The 17,196-nt window shown below is 69.2% G+C and carries 18 protein-coding genes and 1 pseudogene; 6 read left to right on the forward strand and 13 right to left on the reverse strand.

What is annotated here, in order from left to right; translation table 11 throughout:
- Nucleotides 1–83 precede the first annotated feature (83 nt).
- The 3 genes from FHS97_RS13975 to FHS97_RS13985 form a co-directional block, all read right to left on the reverse strand.
- Nucleotides 84–953, reverse strand: a complete 870-nt coding sequence (locus tag FHS97_RS13975) for a F0F1 ATP synthase subunit gamma (protein ID WP_184039073.1) — start codon at nt 951–953, stop codon at nt 84–86.
- Nucleotides 954–1,067: 114 nt separating this feature from the next.
- Nucleotides 1,068–2,597, reverse strand: coding sequence for a F0F1 ATP synthase subunit alpha (atpA, locus tag FHS97_RS13980; RefSeq protein ID WP_184039076.1), 1,530 nt, complete (start codon nt 2,595–2,597; stop codon nt 1,068–1,070).
- 4 nt (nt 2,598–2,601) lie between these two features.
- Nucleotides 2,602–3,192 carry a F0F1 ATP synthase subunit delta gene (locus tag FHS97_RS13985; RefSeq protein ID WP_184039179.1) on the reverse strand — a complete coding sequence of 197 codons (591 nt, stop codon included), beginning with the start codon at nt 3,190–3,192 and terminating at the stop codon, nt 2,602–2,604.
- A gap of 185 nt (nt 3,193–3,377) precedes the next feature.
- Between FHS97_RS13985 and FHS97_RS13990 the strand changes: the two genes are divergently transcribed.
- The 4 genes from FHS97_RS13990 (at nt 3,378) to FHS97_RS14005 (ending at nt 7,574) form a co-directional block, all read left to right on the forward strand.
- The gene (locus tag FHS97_RS13990; RefSeq protein ID WP_184039079.1) at nt 3,378–4,199 is read left to right on the forward strand and encodes an Ada metal-binding domain-containing protein; all 822 of its coding nucleotides are present in this window, start codon (nt 3,378–3,380) and stop codon (nt 4,197–4,199) included.
- Nucleotides 4,200–4,262: 63 nt separating this feature from the next.
- The gene (locus tag FHS97_RS13995) at nt 4,263–5,786 is read left to right on the forward strand and encodes a TadA family conjugal transfer-associated ATPase (protein WP_184039082.1); all 1,524 of its coding nucleotides are present in this window, start codon (nt 4,263–4,265) and stop codon (nt 5,784–5,786) included.
- A 292-nt stretch (nt 5,787–6,078) separates the two neighbouring features.
- Nucleotides 6,079–7,260 (forward strand): retropepsin-like aspartic protease, encoded by a 1,182-nt coding sequence (locus FHS97_RS14000; RefSeq protein ID WP_311770271.1) that lies wholly within the window; start codon nt 6,079–6,081, stop codon nt 7,258–7,260.
- A gap of 74 nt (nt 7,261–7,334) precedes the next feature.
- Complete coding sequence (locus FHS97_RS14005) at nt 7,335–7,574, forward strand: DUF6894 family protein (RefSeq protein ID WP_184039085.1); 240 nt, start codon at nt 7,335–7,337, stop codon at nt 7,572–7,574.
- A gap of 7 nt (nt 7,575–7,581) precedes the next feature.
- On the opposite strand, the gene FHS97_RS14010 is transcribed toward FHS97_RS14005, so the two are convergent.
- On the reverse strand, nt 7,582–7,782 hold the full coding sequence (locus FHS97_RS14010; protein WP_184039087.1) for a hypothetical protein: 201 nt from the start codon (nt 7,780–7,782) through the stop codon (nt 7,582–7,584).
- 141 nt (nt 7,783–7,923) lie between these two features.
- A complete protein-coding gene (locus FHS97_RS14015; RefSeq protein ID WP_184039090.1) occupies nt 7,924–8,118 on the reverse strand; it encodes a hypothetical protein in 195 nt (64 codons plus the stop codon).
- A gap of 47 nt (nt 8,119–8,165) precedes the next feature.
- Here FHS97_RS14015 and FHS97_RS14020 point away from each other — a divergent pair, with 47 nt between their 5' ends.
- Nucleotides 8,166–8,966: a class I SAM-dependent methyltransferase gene (locus FHS97_RS14020; RefSeq protein ID WP_184039094.1), complete on the forward strand. Its 801-nt coding sequence runs from the start codon at nt 8,166–8,168 to the stop codon at nt 8,964–8,966.
- Nucleotides 8,967–9,211: 245 nt separating this feature from the next.
- Here the strand turns inward: FHS97_RS14020 and phaR are convergent, their stop codons facing one another.
- Entirely contained in the window at nt 9,212–9,760 is a 549-nt protein-coding gene (phaR, locus tag FHS97_RS14025; RefSeq protein ID WP_184039097.1) for a polyhydroxyalkanoate synthesis repressor PhaR, read from the reverse strand.
- Between the two features lie 101 nt (nt 9,761–9,861).
- Between phaR and FHS97_RS14030 the strand changes: the two genes are divergently transcribed.
- Nucleotides 9,862–10,854, forward strand: a complete 993-nt coding sequence (locus FHS97_RS14030) for an alpha/beta hydrolase (RefSeq protein ID WP_184039185.1) — start codon at nt 9,862–9,864, stop codon at nt 10,852–10,854.
- A 130-nt stretch (nt 10,855–10,984) separates the two neighbouring features.
- Here the strand turns inward: FHS97_RS14030 and alr are convergent, their stop codons facing one another.
- From alr to FHS97_RS17800, 7 genes and pseudogenes are all read right to left on the reverse strand, one after another.
- Complete coding sequence (gene alr, locus FHS97_RS14035; protein WP_184039100.1) at nt 10,985–12,031, reverse strand: alanine racemase; 1,047 nt, start codon at nt 12,029–12,031, stop codon at nt 10,985–10,987.
- A gap of 376 nt (nt 12,032–12,407) precedes the next feature.
- Nucleotides 12,408–12,713, reverse strand: a complete 306-nt coding sequence (locus FHS97_RS14040; protein WP_184039103.1) for a hypothetical protein — start codon at nt 12,711–12,713, stop codon at nt 12,408–12,410.
- A gap of 12 nt (nt 12,714–12,725) precedes the next feature.
- A complete protein-coding gene (locus FHS97_RS14045; protein WP_184039106.1) occupies nt 12,726–14,999 on the reverse strand; it encodes a ribonuclease R family protein in 2,274 nt (757 codons plus the stop codon).
- Nucleotides 15,000–15,162: 163 nt separating this feature from the next.
- Nucleotides 15,163–15,939 carry a metallophosphoesterase family protein gene (locus tag FHS97_RS14050; protein WP_184039109.1) on the reverse strand — a complete coding sequence of 259 codons (777 nt, stop codon included), beginning with the start codon at nt 15,937–15,939 and terminating at the stop codon, nt 15,163–15,165.
- Nucleotides 15,940–15,996: 57 nt separating this feature from the next.
- Nucleotides 15,997–16,623 carry a DUF1190 domain-containing protein gene (locus FHS97_RS14055; protein WP_184039112.1) on the reverse strand — a complete coding sequence of 209 codons (627 nt, stop codon included), beginning with the start codon at nt 16,621–16,623 and terminating at the stop codon, nt 15,997–15,999.
- Between the two features lie 10 nt (nt 16,624–16,633).
- A complete protein-coding gene (locus FHS97_RS14060) occupies nt 16,634–17,047 on the reverse strand; it encodes a DUF350 domain-containing protein (protein WP_184039115.1) in 414 nt (137 codons plus the stop codon).
- 40 nt (nt 17,048–17,087) lie between these two features.
- Nucleotides 17,088–17,196, reverse strand: a pseudogene (locus tag FHS97_RS17800) (IS30 family transposase); the annotation flags it as partial.

Consider the following 17,196-nt stretch of genomic DNA (forward strand, 5'->3'; position numbering starts at 1 on the left):
CTCTTCGTCGCCCCTGCGTAGCCGGGGGGTTTCTGTCTGCTTTAACATAGTGCGCCTCTCTTGGAGAGAGGCGATGACGTGACTTACAGCGCCTCGGCGCCCGAGATGATCTCGACCAGCTCGGTCGTGATCGCCGCCTGACGCGCACGGTTGTACTGGATGCTCAGCCGCTTGATCATGTCGCCGGCGTTGCGGGTCGCATTGTCCATCGCGGTCATGCGGCTGCCCTGCTCCGAGGCGGCATTCTCCAGCAGCGCGCGGAAGATCTGGATCGCGACGTTGCGCGGCAGCAGATCGTCGAGGATCGCTTCCTCGCTCGGCTCATATTCCACCGTCGCGTCGGACGCCTTCGCGCCCTTCACCTCGGGGATCGCGACCGGGATGATCTGCGCGCCGATCGGCTCCTGGACCAGCGCCGACTGGAAGCGCGCGTAGAACAGATGCGCGACATCGAACTCGCCGGCCTTGAAGCGCGCGATCAGGTCGTCGGCGATGTCCCTGGCGGCATCGAAGCTCGCGGTCTTCATCGCCGACAGGTCATGGTCGGCGACGATCCCGGTCGGGTAGAAGCGCTTCATCACGCGCCCCTTCTTGCCGGCGATATAGAAGCGCACGGTCTTGCCCGCGGCTTCCAGCTCCTCGGCCTTGCGGCGCGCGGCGCGGACGATGTTGGTGTTGAACGCACCCGCCAGACCGCGCTCCGAGGTCGCGACGACCAGCAGATGCACCTGATCCTTGCCGGTGCCCGCCAGCAGCGGCGACGCGCCGACCCCGACGTTGCGCGCGAGGCTGGCGACGACGCCCTCCAGCCGCTCGGCATAGGGACGCCCCGCGACCGCCGCCTCCTGCGCGCGGCGCAGCTTGGCGGCGGCGACCATCTTCATCGCCTTGGTGATCTTCTGCGTCGACTTCACCGAGCCGATGCGGATCTTGAGGGCCTTGAGTGACGCCATCTTGTCCTTCTTCTCGTCGTCCCTGCGCAGGCAGGGACCCATCTCTATCTCAACGAACGGTGTCTCTGCTGGATAGAGACATGGGCCCCCGCCTTCGCGGGGGCGACGGATTGATTACGCGAACGTCTTCGCGAACTGCCCGAGCGCTTCCTTCAGCTTGCCCTCGGTGTCCTTGCCCAGCTCGCGGCTGTCGCGGATCGCGGTCAGCACGTCGGCATGATCGGCGCGCATGTAGCTGAGCATCGCCGCTTCGTAGCGGTTGACGTCGGCGACCGGCACGGTGTCGATGAAGCCGTTGGTGCCCGCGTAGATCGAGACGGTCTGCTCCTCGAACGGCATCGGGCTGAACTGCGGCTGCTTGAGCAGCTCGGTCAGCCGCGCGCCGCGGTTGAGCAGCTTCTGCGTCGAGGCGTCGAGGTCCGAGCCGAACTGCGCGAACGCCGCCATCTCGCGATATTGCGCCAGCTCCAGCTTGATCGAGCCCGACACCTTCTTCATCGCCTTGGTCTGCGCGGCGCCGCCGACGCGGCTGACCGACAGGCCGACGTTGATCGCCGGGCGGATGCCCGCGAAGAACAAATCGGTTTCGAGGAAGATCTGGCCGTCGGTGATCGAGATCACGTTGGTCGGGATATAGGCCGACACGTCGCCGGCCTGCGTCTCGATGATCGGCAGCGCGGTCAGCGAGCCCGAGCCGTTCGCCTCGTTCATCTTCGCCGCGCGCTCCAGCAGGCGCGAGTGGAGATAGAAGACGTCGCCCGGATAGGCTTCGCGGCCCGGCGGACGGCGCAGCAGCAGCGACATCTGGCGATAGGCGACCGCCTGCTTCGACAGATCGTCGAACACGATCACCGCGTGCATCCCGTTGTCACGGAAATATTCGCCCATCGCGGTGCCGGTGTAGGGCGCGAGGAACTGCAGCGGCGCGGGGTCCGACGCGGTCGCGGCGACGACGATGGAATATTCCATCGCGCCATTCTCTTCGAGCGTGCGAACGAGCTGTGCGACCGTCGAGCGCTTCTGGCCGACCGCGACATAGACGCAATACAGCTTCTTCGATTCGTCGGTGCCGGCGTTCGCCTGCTTCTGGTTGATGAACGTGTCGATCGCGATTGCCGACTTGCCGGTCTGGCGGTCGCCGATGATCAGCTCGCGCTGGCCGCGGCCGACCGGCACCAGCGCGTCGATCGCCTTCAACCCGGTCTGCACCGGCTCGTGCACCGACTTGCGCGGGATGATGCCCGGCGCCTTCACCTCGACGCGGCTGCGCTGCTCCGACGCGATCGGGCCCTTGCCGTCGATCGGATTGCCGAGCCCGTCGACCACGCGGCCGAGCAGCCCCTTGCCGACCGGCACGTCGACGATCGTGCCGGTGCGCTTGACGGTGTCGCCCTCGCGGATCTCGGCGTCCGAGCCGAAGATCACGACGCCGACATTATCGGCCTCAAGGTTGAGCGCCATGCCCTGCACGCCATTGGCGAACTCGACCATCTCGCCCGCCTGGACGTTGTCGAGCCCGTAGATGCGCGCGATGCCGTCACCGACGCTGAGCACCTGCCCGGTTTCCGAAACCTGCGCCTCGGTGCCGAAGTTGGCGATCTGGTCCTTGATGACGCGGGAGATTTCTGCGGCGCGAATGTCCATCAACTCAGCCTTTCATCGCGCTGGCAAGCGCATTCAAACGGGTGCGGATCGACGAATCGATCATCTGGGAACCGATGCGGACGACCAGGCCGCCCAGGATCTGCGGATCGACCGCTAGGTCGACGGTCACCTCGCGACCGACGCGACGGCGGAGCTGCTGCTTCAGCTCGTCGACCTGCTCGGGCGAAAGCGGGTGCGCGCTGGTGACCTCGGCGGTGGTTTCGCCACGATGCTGCGCGGCCATGGCGCGGAACGCGCGAATGATCTTCGGCAGCGCCGACAGGCGGCGGTTCTCCGCCAGCACGCCGAGGAAGCTGCGCGTCGTGGGATCGAGCCCCAGTTCGTCGGCGGTGGCGAGCACCGCCTTGACCGCCTGCCCGCGCGCGATGACCGGCGAAGCGGCCAGCGCCGCGAAATCGCGCGACGCCGCCAGTGCATCGCGCACCGCCGTCAGACTTTGTTCGACGCGATCGACCGCACGGGCCTCCACCGCCAGATCGAACAGCGCGCTCGCATACCGGCCGCCGAGGCCGGCCTGGATGCTGCTGCCCTGATTACCGCTGGAACTATCCACGCGATCCACTTTCCTCGTCATGACCCAAGGGTGCCCCACCCATGCGAACGGATGGCGCACACCGGGTGCGCCTCGCTTGGGTACGGCGCGCGTAGCAAAGGGGGAACCGCGATGCAACCGGAGTGAAACCGCCATGATGTCAGCGCGGGAGCTTTGGACGCAAGCCGCGGGATGCGCCGCGTGCGCGTCACGCCTACATCGGGGGAATGAGCGCGACCATCGATCCCGATACCGCATGGGATGCCTTTTCGCGTCGCGACCGCACGTTCGACGGGCGGTTCGTGGTCGCGGTGCGCAGCACGCATATCTATTGCAAGCCGAGTTGCGCGGCACGCCGACCGCGCCGCGAGCATGTCGCCTTCCTCCCCGATGCCGCCGCCGCGCGTGCGGCCGGCTATCGCGCCTGTCGGCGCTGCCTGCCCGACGCGGTCGCGCGCGACCGCGCGGCGGTGGTCGCCGCGGCCGCCTTGCTCGGCGGCGACGCCGCGCCGCCGCTGGCCGCGCTGGCGGCGGCGGTCGAATATGCGCCGCATCATTTTCACCGCCTCTTCCACCGCCTGACCAGCGTCACCCCGGCCGCTTATGCGCGGACCTGCCGCGCCGATCGCGTGCTCGCGGCGCTGCGCGGGGCCGACAACGTGACCGCGGCGATCTATGCCGCCGGCTATGCCGCGCCGAGTCGCTTCTACGCCGATGCCACGCGGCTCGGCATGACGCCGCACGCCGCCGCAGCGGGCGGCGCGGGCGAGACGTTGCGCTGGACCCGTCTTGCCACCCCGCTCGGTCCGCTGCTGCTCGCCGCCACCGCGCGCGGCTGGTCGCGCTTCGGCTTCGACGAGGACGAGGCGAACTTGCGCGCCGCTTTCCCCACCGCGACCTTGCGGCCCGGCGATGCCGCCGATCGCGCCCGCGCCACGACGCTGATCGCGCGGGCGGCGGCGGTGGCGGGGGACGCCTCGCTGCCGCCGCCGCTGCGACGCACCGCGTTCCGCACCCTGCTCCACAAGCATGCAACCCCGGATAGTTAGCCAAATCGAAAGGCTTGCACATTAGCGATCATCCTTGAGCCAATTCGAGGACGATCAGGGTCAATGAACGCGTTCGGACGCCGCAACGGCGGCATGGGTAGCGGCGGCAACAACGGCGGCGTGCGCGGCGGCTTCGGGGTCGCGCGCCCGATGCACGTCCAGCCCGGCGGCGCGCGCGAAGACCAGCCGGTCGAGACCGCCGCGCCGCTCGACGCGATCGCCGCGCTCGACCCGCTCACCCCGCCCGGCCAGGTCGACGCGATGCAGCGGCTGTCGGATCGCCAGAACGCGACCGGCGAGGCCGGGGCGAGCCGCATGGAAGGCTTCGAGGCGTCGATCCACAAGATCAAGGAGCAGGTGCTGCCGCGCCTGCTGGAGCGCGTCGATCCCGAGGCCGCCGCGACGCTCGGCAAGGACGAGCTGGCCGAGGAATTCCGCCCGATCATCGGCGAGGTGCTCGCCGAGCTGAAGCTGACGCTCAACCGCCGCGAGCAGTTCGCGCTCGAAAAGGTGCTGGTCGACGAATTGCTGGGGCTCGGGCCGCTCGAGGAATTGCTCAGCGACTCCGAGATCAGCGACATCATGGTCAACGGCCCCGACCAGACCTTCGTCGAGCGCAAGGGCAAGCTGGAGATCGCGCAGATCCAGTTCCGCGACGAGGAGCATCTGTTCCAGATCGCGCAGCGCATCTGCAATTCGGTCGGTCGCCGCGTCGACCAGACCACCCCGCTCGCCGACGCGCGCCTCAAGGACGGCAGCCGCGTCAACGTCATCGTGCCCCCGCTCAGCTTGCGCGGCACCGCGATCTCGATCCGCAAATTCTCCGCCAAGCCGATCACGCTCGACATGATGGCCGGCTTCGGCAGCATGAGCCCGAAGATGGCGACCGCGCTCAAGGTCGCGGGCGCGTCGCGGTTCAACATCGTCATTTCGGGCGGCACCGGCTCGGGCAAGACGACGATGCTCAACGCCTTGTCGAAGATGATCGACCCGGGCGAGCGCGTGCTGACGATCGAGGACGCCGCCGAATTGCGCCTGCAGCAGCCGCACTGGCTGCCGCTCGAAACCCGCCCCGCCAATCTCGAGGGTCAGGGCGAGATCAGCATCCGCGACCTCGTCAAGAACGCGCTGCGTATGCGCCCGGACCGCATCATCCTCGGCGAAATCCGCGGCAGCGAGTGTTTCGACATGCTCGCGGCGATGAACACCGGCCACGACGGCTCGATGTGCACGCTCCACTCCAACTCCCCGCGCGAGGCGCTGGCGCGAATGGAGAACATGGTGATGATGTCGGACATCAAGGTGCCCAAGGAAGCGATCAGCCGCCAGATCGCCGACAGCGTCGACATGATCATCCAGGTCAAGCGCCTGCGCGACGGCAGCCGCCGCGTCACCAACGTGACGGAGGTGATCGGGATGGAAGGCCCGGTGATCGTCACGCAGGAATTATTCAAATTCGAATATCTCGACGAGAGCGCCGACGGGAAGATCATCGGCGAGTACCGCTCGATGGGGCTGCGCCCGTACACGATCGACAAGGCCAAGCAGTTCGGCTTCGACCAGGCCTATCTGGAGGCGTGCCTGTAAAAGCGCCCCCAATCGTCGCCCCTACACCCCCCTTCGTCGCCCCGGACTTGATCCGGAGCCGCGCTTCTTCCTCGCGCGCGGAGTAAGAAGCGGGATCCCGGATCAAGTCCGGGATGACGGGTTACTTGCTCCCGCCCCAATCATCCCCGCGCAGGCGGAAATCCGAAACCTTGGACGTCGCGCCGCTATCGACAGATCCGCGCGTCTGGATCCCCGCCTTCGCGGCGATGACGAGATTGGGCAACGACGCCCAAACCCGTGACACGCCCATACGATCCGCTACACCAACCGCGTGCCGATCCTCTCGCTCCTGCCGCTCGCGCTCGCCGCCGCGCCGTTGCCCGAACCGCGCGCGGCGTGGGTCGGGCGCTCGACGCTCGCCGATGATGCCGAGGGCCGCTGGATCCCGTTCGACCTCACCCCCGGCAACCAGATCCGCTTCACCATGGCGGTCGACGGCCGGCCGGTGACCGCGATCCTCGACACCGGGGTCAGCTATTCCGTCCTCGCGCGGCGCTTCGCCGAGGCCTATCGCCTCCCGGTCCGCGCCGAGGGGCGCGCGACCGTGATCGGCGGCAGCGTCGCGATCGGCCGCGTCGCGACCCGCGCGGTGGCGATCGGCGCGGTGACGCGGCGCGGCGGCAGCCTCGCGGTCGCCGACCTCCCCGCCGCCGCGACCGGCAGCGCACTGGCGGTCGACCTGCTCGTCGGGCGCGACCTCACCGCGCCTTATGCGCTCGACATCGACTATCAGGCGCGCCGCTTCCGGCTGTTGCGCAGCGGCGCGCGACCGTTCGCGGGCGTCACCGCACCGCTGTCGATCGCGCCCGAGCGGATGGTCTATGTCAGCGCGATCGGTGCGGCCGGCGCGACGCTGGCACCGATGGTGGTCGATACCGGCGACGGATCGGCGATCACGCTGGGCCCGGCGGCCTGGGCGACCGCGCGCGCCGCGGCGGGGCCGGTGACCACCACCGTGTCGTTCGGGCTCGCCGGCGCGGTGGTCAGCGACATGGCGATCGTCCCCGCGCTGCGCATCGGCGACGCGATCGCGCGCGATGTCGAGGTGCGGGTCGAGCCGGCCGGCGGCTTTTCCGACACGATCGGGGTCGCGGGCCGGATCGGCTCGGGCTTCCTGCAACGCTACCGCGTGCTGCTCGATCCCGCAGCGGGGCACATGCTGCTCGGCCCGACCCCGCAGACCGACGCGCCGACATTGCGCTCGACCAGCGGGCTGCTGCTCGCGCTGGCGGGGGAGCGGCTGCGCGTCCTGCACGTCATGCGCGGCAGCCCGGCGGCGGCGGCCGGCTGGCAGGAGGGCGACACGATCTGCGCCGTCGACGGCACGCGCGTCGGCCCCGCCTATGCGCGCAGCCCGCTGGCGGCGTGGCCGGCCGGCACCGCCGGGCGCGTCGTCACGCTCGACGATTGCACCGGCCGGCGCCGCACGCTGACGCTGCGGCGCTTCTACTGAGCAGAAATGTACAAAGGGACGGCATCCACCGGCCACCCCGATCGTTGAAGGCAATGACACGTCGAAGGGCCGGGATGCCGCAGTTCACCATCATCTTCGCAGGACGCGAGTCCGAACGCACCACGGTCGACTGCGCAGACCTGCCCGCCGCGCGCAATCAGGCGGTGCAGCAATTGGGGCGCTATCTCGCCGACCACCCGCATTATGCCGAGGAAGGTCATTGGCGCGTCACCGTTGAGGACGATGTCGGCCGCGCCGCCGCGACAGTGATCGTCGCCACCGTCACCCCGCGCCAGTCGGGGCAGCCGGAATAAGGATGCGCTAGCGCAACCGGTCGTCGGCGCGCGGTTCGCTCATGCGCTGCTGCCCGCGCGCACGCGCCGCGCTGCGCACCAGTTCCTCGCTCAGCCGCATCGCGGCCTCGGCGGTGAGATTATAGCTGGCGCCGCAGCGCGACAGCACGGTCACCACGCCGTCATCAGCACTGACGTTCGGCGACATCGTACATAGATCCGGCTTCATGCATACACCTGCCCGTAGGGGTGAAGGCCGTAGCGAGACCGCGCTGCCGGCGATCCGGGCAGCGGTGCGCGGCGTGCGTCGCGACGTGAGCCTTCGATCGCATCACAACCCGACGCGCGGGCAGTGGTTCCCGCCGCCGTCTCACGCCTTCAGCGCCACCCACCCCGCAATCGCCGCCACGATCAGCGCGACGACCTGCACCAGCGTCCAGTCGACCCAGCCCACCGCATCGGGGTCCGCGCGCGCCCGGCGACGATGCTCGCGCCACCCTGCGACGATCGCGACGAACAGCGCCATCGCCGCGACGACGTACGGCAGGTCTTGCGTATCGCTCATCGCCACGTCAGCCTCCGGCGCATCCAATCGCGGAGAGGTTTACGTCCATGCATCGTCTCGCTCCCGTCCTGCTGCTCGCCCTGCCCGCCGCTTTGCCTGTCACGGCCAGCGCCGCGCCGCGCGCCCCCGCGCCGATCGCCGCCGCGGTAGCGGCACCGACGCGCACCCCCGCCAATATCGCGCGCGACCCTTACCGCCACCCCGCCGAGACGCTCGCCTTCTTCGGGGTCAAGCCGACCGATACCGTCGTCGAGGTCTGGCCGGGCGCGGGCTGGTATACCGAAATTCTCGCGCCGCTCACCGTCGCGCGCGGGCGCTATTATGTCGCCGGCCCGTGGGAGAAGGGGCTGAACGGCGTTCGCGGACTCCAGGGCAAGGATGCCGCGACCTATGGCAAGGTCCAGCTCGCCGCGCTCCCCGCGCAGGCGGGTCAGCCGAGCGTCCCCGATGGCAGCGCCGACGTCGTGCTCACCTTCCGCAACGTCCACAACTGGCGGTTCGGCGGCGCGGATCAGGCGCGGCAGATGTTCGCGGCGATGTTCCGGATGCTCAAGCCCGGCGGGACGCTCGGCGTCGTCGAGCATCGCCTGCCCGAAGCGCGCGACTCCGCCGCCGAGGAGAAGAGCGGCTATATGAAGCCGAGCAGCGTGATCGGCTTCGCGACCGCGGCCGGGTTCAGGCTGGCGGGCAAGTCGGAGGTCAACGCCAACCCCAAAGACACGGCCGACTGGTCGGGCGGGGTGTGGACGCTGCCGCCCAGCTACGCGCTCAAGGATGTCGACCGCGCCAAATATGCCGCGATCGGCGAAAGCGACCGGATGACGCTCAAGTTCGTCAAGCCGCGCTAGGTTATGATGACGTAAGGTCGATAGTAATAATCGTCGTTGCGAGCGTAGCGAAGCGATGCAGGGCGTCCTGGTCCGACGCTGGATTGCTTCGCTACGCTCGCGATGACGGATCACAGGTTCGTCGCCCCGGACTTGATCCGGACCTCGCTTCCTCTTGCCGACGCGCTGAACAGTAGAAGCAGGATCCCGGATCAAGTCCGGGATGACGGCGCCGGACAGGTAGATCCAATCCGCGAAGACAAGGCTCAATCGCCCAGCTTGTCGACCTTGTCGCGCAACTGCGCCAGCTCGGCCTTGAGCGCGGCGATCTCGCCGTCCTTGCCCGCCGCTACCGGCGCAACCGGCGCGACCGGCGGCTTGAACGCCTGCGCCGCGGCCTCGAACATCTCGAGGTTGCGCTTGGCGATCTCCGCGAACGGCGATCCCGCGAACGCGCCCTCGACCGCGGTCTTGAACTGCGCCTGGTTGCGGCGGAAGCTGTCCATCGACGCATCGAGATAGTCGGGCACCATCGCCTGCATCGAATCGCCGTACAGCGCGATCAATTGGCGCAGGAAATTGACCGGCAGCATCGTCTGCCCGCGGCTCTCCGCCTCCATGATGATCTGGGTGAGGACGTTGTGAGTGATGTCCTCGTCGGTCTTGGCGTCCACCACCTTGAATTCACGGCCTTCGCGCGTCATCGCCGCGAGATGTTCGAGCGTGATGTAGGAGGAGCTTTCGGTATTGTAGAGCCGGCGGTTGGCGTACTTCTTGATGACGACCACCCCGTCGGTACCATGCTGCTTCTTCATCGCGCGAGATCCCCGTGACCGAACCCGTTCGTGGTATTGCACAAAATGTGGCGCTGCAACACGCTGGATACGGTCCGCGACCGCTTCCGCTGTTCCTCGACATGCTGCGCCGCGAAACTGCAACATCGCCGCAACGTGCCGCCGCGGCCCTCGTCGGGCTGCGCCGCTATCAGGAAGCGCCGCGCACGCGACGGCGGATGCGCCCGATCCGCTATCGCAGTGGCGCGGCACGGCTGCGCGACGGCGCGCGCGGCAGCACCGGCGTGCCCGTGGTGCTGGTGCCGTCGCTCATCAACCCACCATATGTGCTCGACCTCGCGCCCGGCCGCTCGCTGATCGCGCATCTCGCCGCCGCCGGCTTCCACCCGTGGCTGGTCGACTGGGGAACGCCGCGCGCGCAGGATGCCGGGCTCGACCTCGCCGGCCATGTCACGCGGCGGTTGCTGCCGCTGCTCGGGCGGCTCGACCGACCGGCGCTGCTGGTCGGCTATTGCCTCGGCGGGACGCTCGCGCTCGCCGCCGCGGCGGCCGCCGCGCCCGGTCGCGTCGCCGGGGTCGCGACGATCGCCGCGCCGTGGCATTTCGCCGGCTATGGCGACGAAGCACGCGCCGCGCTCGCCGCGCTCTGGGCGCAGGTCGCGCCGGGCGCAAAGGCGCTGGGCGTGCTGCCGATGGAGGTGCTCCAGACCGCGTTCTGGCAGCTCGACCCGGCGCGGACGATCGCCAAATATGCCGCCTTCGCGACGATGCCCGCCGGCCGCGCCGCCGACTTCGTCCAGCTCGAGGATTGGGCGAACGGCGGCGCGCCGCTCACCTATGCCGCGGGGGCCGACCTGTTCGAGGCGCTGCTCGCCAACGACCGGCCGGGGCGCGGCGCGTGGCAGGTCGGCGGCCGCGCGGTCGACCCGCACGCGCTGTCCTGCCCCGCCACCGAATTCGTCTCGCTCACCGATCGCATCACCCCCGCCACCACCGCGGTCGGGCTTGCGTCACGCCGCGACCTCGCCGCCGGGCATGTCGGAATGATGGTCGGCGGGCGCGCGCGCGCCCTGCTCTACGACCCGCTCACCGACTGGCTGCGGACGATCGCCTGAGATCGACCGACATCCCGGACTTTATCCGGGATCCCGCTTCTTTTCTCCGCGTGGCCGGACAGAGCGGACCCCGGATCAAGGCTCTCCCGAGCTTGTCGAAGGGTCCGGAACGCCGAACGGGGCCATCGATCTACGACCACATCCGCTCGAACCGGTCCGCCAGCCCGGTCAGCAATTCATACTGGCTGACCCCACTGGCGGCGGCGACATGGACCAGATCGTCGTCGAACCGCACCCAGTCGCCCTCGCGCACCGCCGCCGCGCTGGCGTCGAGCGCGAGCAGGTCCATCGACACCCGCCCGATCACCGGCAGCGGCGTATCGCCCGCGAACGCGCAGCCGCGGCTCGACAGCGCGCGGCGATAGCCGTCGGCATAGCCGAGGTTCACCACCGCCACGGCCACGTCGCGCTCCGCGCGCCACGTCGCGTTATAGCCGACCGTCTCGCCCGCGCGCACCGTCCGGCATTGCAGCACCTCCGCCGCGATCGTCGCGACCGGGCAGATCGCCCCCGCCAGCCCGGTGACCGGCACGCCGCCGTACAGCGCCAGCCCCGGCCGCGTGAGGTCAAAATGGTAGCCGGCGCCCAAAGCGATCCCCGCCGAATTGGCGAGGCTCATCCGCGTCGCCGCGGTCCGCCCCGCCAGCGCCGCGAAGCGCGCGCGCTGCGTTTCGTTGAGCGCGTGCCCGGGCTCGTCGGCGCAGGCGAGATGGCTCAGCAGCGTGTCGATAGCCAGCCCGTCGAGCAGCCCGCCCGCGACCTCCGCCTTACCGATCCCGAGCCGGTTCATGCCGGTGTCGACCATCACGTCGCACGGCTGCCCGGGCGCGACCAGCCGCCAGCGCGCGATTTGCGCGGCGGTGCTCAGCACCGGGCGGACGCCGGGCAGGTCCGCGAGCGGCAGGTCCGCCTCGCGCAACCCGTGCAGCACCGCGATCGTCGCATCGCGCCCGACAACCAGGTCGGCGATCGCCGCCGCCTCCGCCCAGGTCGCGACGAACAGGTCGCGGCACCCGGCGTCGAGCAGCCGCGGCACCACCTCGCGTGCGCCGAGCCCGTAGCCATCGGCCTTCACCGCCGCCCCGCACGCCGCCGCCCCGCTCAGCCGCGCCAGCGCGCGCCAGTTCGCGACCAGCGCGTCGGAGGACAGATACAGGCGGTTGGGACGGTGCGACATGGCTGCCCGGTTAGCGCCTGCACGCGTGGCGCGCCACCGCCCTGCGGGTCATGCGCCTGTGGATAAGTCGGTGGACAGTTGGTTGGCAGATGGCGGTCAGCCGGTTTGCCGACCTGTGGACAGGCTGTGGATTGAACGTTCGCAAGCTGTGGACAGATTGTGGACGACGGGCATGGCGAAGCCTCCGGCCGCAAGAGAGCGCCCGGCCGATCGTCCAACAGCCGTCACCCCGGTCTCGCATCGGGGTCCGGCGTTTCACCCGATGTGCGGGCAACAGCGAGACCCCGGGGCAAGCCCGGGGTGACGATCCTCAATGATGTGAAATGCTGGCGCTGACGGACCTACTTCCGCCGCAGGGCCGGCAGCGTCGCCGGGCCTACCCGCCGACCGCCATCGCGCCGGCCGCCGCGAACCCGGCGATCGCGAGGATACCCAGCACCCGCGCCAGCGACTCCTTGCGGTAATCCGACAGCCGCGTCTCGTTGAGCCAGTACAGCCCCTCCGGTGTCTTCTCGATCGCGCCGAACGCCACCATCCGCTCGAACACGCGCCGGTCTAGCCGCGACTTGGGCGTCGGGAACTTCGTCGCGGTCTCCTTCGACGTCGCGCCCGCCGAGGTGAAATGCCAGGTGACGCGGTTGCGCGCCTTGGCGATCAGCGCCGCCATGATCGTGCCGGACATGCGAACTCCTTCTTACTTCTTGCGGTTCTGGTGACGCAGATTGCCGGGCCGCCCGCGCCGCTTGAGCACGCGCGGCGGCTTGACGCCCTTCGCCGGCGCGCGCTCGGTCCGCGCACCGCCATAGCGCCCCTCGGGCAGCTCGAAGCGCAGCGCCCCCGACACCGGATTGGCCTCGGCGAGCCGCAGCTCCAGCCGCTGCCCCTGCGCATATTCCTCGCCGCTCTGCTCGCCGACCAGCCGCCGCGCCGCCTCGTCGAAGCGGAAATATTCGCCGCCCAGATCGCGCACCGGCATCAGCCCGTCGCCGCCGATCCCGTCGACGGTCGCGAAGAAACCGAAGTTGGTGACGCCGGTGATCCGCACCTCGACCAGCTCGCCGACCCGCTCCGACAGGAAGGCGGCGACATAGCGGTCGATCGTCTCGCGCTCGGCCTCCATCGCGCGGCGCTCCAGCTTGCTGATCGTCGTGCCCGCCAGCTCGAAATCCTCGTCGCCGTTCAGCCCGCCCGGCCCCAGCGCGTAAGCGGAGACCAAGGCGCGATGCACCATCAGGTCGGCATAGCGGCGGATCGGCGAGGTGAAATGCGCGTAGCTGCCCAGCGACAGCCCGAAATGCCCGTGGTTCGCAGGCGCATAATAGGCCTGCGTCTGCGAGCGGAGGATCTGCTCCATGATCTCCGGCCGGAACGGCACGTCGCCGACGCGATCGAGGATGCGATTGAAGGTCGCCGGTTTCACGACCTGCCCCAGCGCGAACGGCACCTCGAACGTTTCGAGATAGTCCTTGAGCGCGACCAGCTTCTCGCGCGCCGGCGCTTCGTGGACGCGGTACATCACCGGCGCCTTCTTCGCCTCCAGCGCCTTGGCGGCGGCGACGTTGGCGGCGATCATGAAGTCCTCGATCAGCCGGTGCGCGTCGAGCCGCTCGCGCGCCGCCACCGACATGATCCGCCCCTTCTCGTCGAGCACCACCCGCCGCTCGGGCAGATCGAGGTCGAGCGGCTCGCGCTTGTCGCGCGCGGCCGCCAGCGCGCGCCAGCAATCCCAGAGCGGCACCAGCGCGGTCTCGGTCAGCGCCGCGTCCCACGCAAACCCGCTGCCGCCGTCGATCGCCGCCTGCGCCTCCTCATAGGCAATGTTCGCCGCCAGCCGCACCACCGCCCGCGTAAACCGCCAGCTCTTGAGCGCCCCATCCTTCGACACCTGCAAATGGCACGCCAGCGCCGCCCGATCCTCGCCCGCCTTCAGCGAACAGACATCCGCCGACAATATCTCCGGCAGCATCGGCACGACGCGATCGGGGAAATAGACCGAATTGCCGCGCGCGCGTGCCTCGCGGTCGATCGCGCTGCCCGGCCGCACGTAGAAGCTGACATCGGCGATCGCGACGATCGCCTTCCACCCGCCGTCGTTGGCAGGGTCATCGTCGGGGGTCGCCCAGACCGCATCGTCATGGTCGCGCGCATCGGCGGGGTCGATCGCGACGATCGGCAAATGCGTCAGGTCCTCGCGCCCATCGCCCAGCGGCTGCCGCGCCGCCTGCTCCGCCGCGTCGAGCGCTTCCTGCGCGAAGACATCCGGAATGTTATGCTTGTGGATAGCGATCAGCGAGAAGCTGCGCGGCGCGAACGGATCGCCGAGCCGCTGCACCACCTTCGCCATCACGCGCGGCGGGCGGCCGGCGATCTCGGCGCTGACCAGATCGCCCGCCGCCGCTCCGCCGGCATCCGACACCAGATATTCGCGCCGCTCCTTCTTCTCGACCCCCTGCAACCAAAGTCGGTCGCCCTCGCGGCGCAGCACGCCGATCACCTGTTCGGACGCCGGCGCGAGCACCTTCATCGGATGCGCGGTCCAGCCGCCGCCGGTCTCCTCGGTCCGCGCGAGGATGCGTTCGCCCACGCCCAGCGCGCCGTGCTTGCGGTCGCGGACGCGGATGCGCGGGGTCGGCACGTCGGCCTCCCAGCGCTCGGGCACGCCCCAGACGTTGCCGCCCTGATCGACGTCGACGATCCGCAGCACCGTCACCTTCGGCAGCCCGCCCATCTTGTGGAACGCGCGACCGGGCGCGGAGTCGATCAGCCCCTCGTCGCCCATGTCCTTCAGCAGCGCCTTGAGCGCGATCTTCTGCTGCGCGGTCAGGCCGAAAGCGCGCGCGATCTCGCGCTTGCCCGCGGGCGTCGCGGAGGAGGTGATGAAATCGAGGATCTGCTCGCGCGTCGGCAGGCCGGGGCTGGGTTTCTTGGGCACGGACGGAAGATAGGGGGTGTGGCGCCCGAAAGCCATCTTTGCCGCCCCCCTGCGCTAATGGCCCGCTCGACCTTCCCAACCTCCGTTCGTCCTGAGGAGAGGCTGAGCCTGTCGAAGCCTCGTCTCGAAGGATGCTTCGAGACGGCGTTTCGACAGGCTCAACGCCTCCTCAGCACGAACGGATAGAGAGTGAAGCCCTTTACCGCCCCGCCGCGCTCATCTCGCTGATCGGATACACCGGCTGCGCCGACATCGTCCGCACCAACGTCTCGAAGCGATCCCCCTCCACCCGTATCTCGTTGAACGCCGGCGGCGAGTTGCGCGTCCGCTTCGACAGCGTCCCCGCGCCGATCAGCCGCAGCCGCCAGCCGTTGCGCTCATACGGCATGTCGAACGGATCATGGACATGCCCCGACAGCACCGCATGGACCCCGGCATCCGCCAGCGCCGCCAGCGCGACATCGCCGCGCCTGGTCTTGGCGGTCCCCTGGCTGCCGCCGTCGATCAGCGGATGATGCCCGGCGACGAAGATCAGATTGCCACGCGGCGCCGCCTCGACCAGCGCCAGCGCGCGGCGCAGCGAGCCGGTGCTCACACGCCCCTTCGACCAGTTCCAGCGCCATTGCGCCCGGGCCGTGGTCTTGAGCGGGACGATCGTGATGCCGTGGATTTCCAGCGGCCGCTCGATCATCTTCTCGACCGCGGCATAGCGCGAATAGGGCGCGAACAGCCGCCGCAGCGGATCCCAATAATAGGGAATGTCGTGGTTGCCGACCTCCAGCGTCACCGGCACGCCGAGACTCTTCAGCCACGCGCCGCCGTCATCGAACTCGCGCTTGGTCGCGCGCATCGTCAGGTCGCCGGTCATGATGACCGCGTCGGGCTTCTCGTCCGCCACCACGTCGCGGAACCACGCGACCGCGTCCGGGTCCTCCGCGCCGAAATGAACGTCGCTGACGTGGAAAAGCCGGGTCATCCCTGTCCTTCTGTCGATCATTCCACCCGCGAACGCATCACGCGGCGATCGGCTGCGTCATCCGCCAAACGAGCGCCCGCCGCCCCAGCCGCCGCTCGACCGCGCCGAGACGCGCCCGCCGAACCCGCCACGCGACACCACCGAGCTGCGCGTCTGGATGCGCTGTGTGGTGATCGGCGCGGTGACCGCGCGCGACCCGACCTGATAATTATACCCGCGCCCGCCATAGCCGCCGCCGTACAGCCACGCGCCCGACGGCGTGTACCAGCTGCCGTCGCGCCGGTTCTGGTACAGGCCGTTGTAGCGATAGCCCGACCCGTTCAGCAGCCGCCCGATCATGAACCCGGTCAGCAGCGGCACGAAGAAGCTCTGCCCGCCCTCGTTGCGCGCCAGACATTGCCCGGACCCGAACTGGTCCTCGCACAGGCTCTTCTCCTCGAAGCGCGGCGCGGCCTTGCCGTCGGTGTTCGCGGCTTCCTTGGCCGCATTCTCGCACGTCACCTTGGCGAACGCGCCGCTGGCGACGCATTCGTCGACGGTCTTGAACGCCGACACCTCGGTCGGCGGGCCGAACTGCCGCTGATCGGGGGTGCCGTCGCAGCCGGACAGCATCGCCAGCGCGCCCGCGGCGGTCAGCCCGGCGGCGGCGGAACGCTTGCGGCGGGTGGGGAAGGAATCGGTCATCGCGTCGCTCTCAATAGCTCATGCAGGCGGCGTTGAGCAGCCCGACCGCGATCGACGTCGCCGCCATATAGACCGCGCTCGCGACATTGCCGGTTTCGATCCGCGCCACCAGATCGCGGATCACGATACGCCGCACCACCAGCGACGCCACCACCTGGATCACCCCGGCCAGCACGCCCCATGCCACGAACTCCAGCGGGTTGGCGGTCACCTCCAGCGCCGAGGCGAGCGGCAGCGCGAAGCCGACGATCGCCCCGCCGAAGGTGATCGCGGCGGCCATATTGCCCTCCGCCACCAGCCGCCGCTCGTCGTACGGCGTCGAGACCTGATACAGCCATTTGAAGATCGCGAGGAACAGACACGCAATCGCAAAGGCGATCAGGAAATGCCCGGCCCCGAACAGAAAGGCGGTCGTGTCGAACATGCGTGCTCCCCTTTGTACGTGATCGATGATCCTTCTTCCGTCATCCCGGACTTGATCCGGGTGTGGATTCACATTCGAAGTGCAACGGGAAGAAGGCCTCAGCGGGGGTTTGGAAGCCGAGGCATTTTCTGGGTGTATGATTGTGTCTG

This window comes from Sphingomonas endophytica, assembly GCF_014199415.1.
Taxonomy (GTDB): domain Bacteria; phylum Pseudomonadota; class Alphaproteobacteria; order Sphingomonadales; family Sphingomonadaceae; genus Sphingomonas; species Sphingomonas endophytica.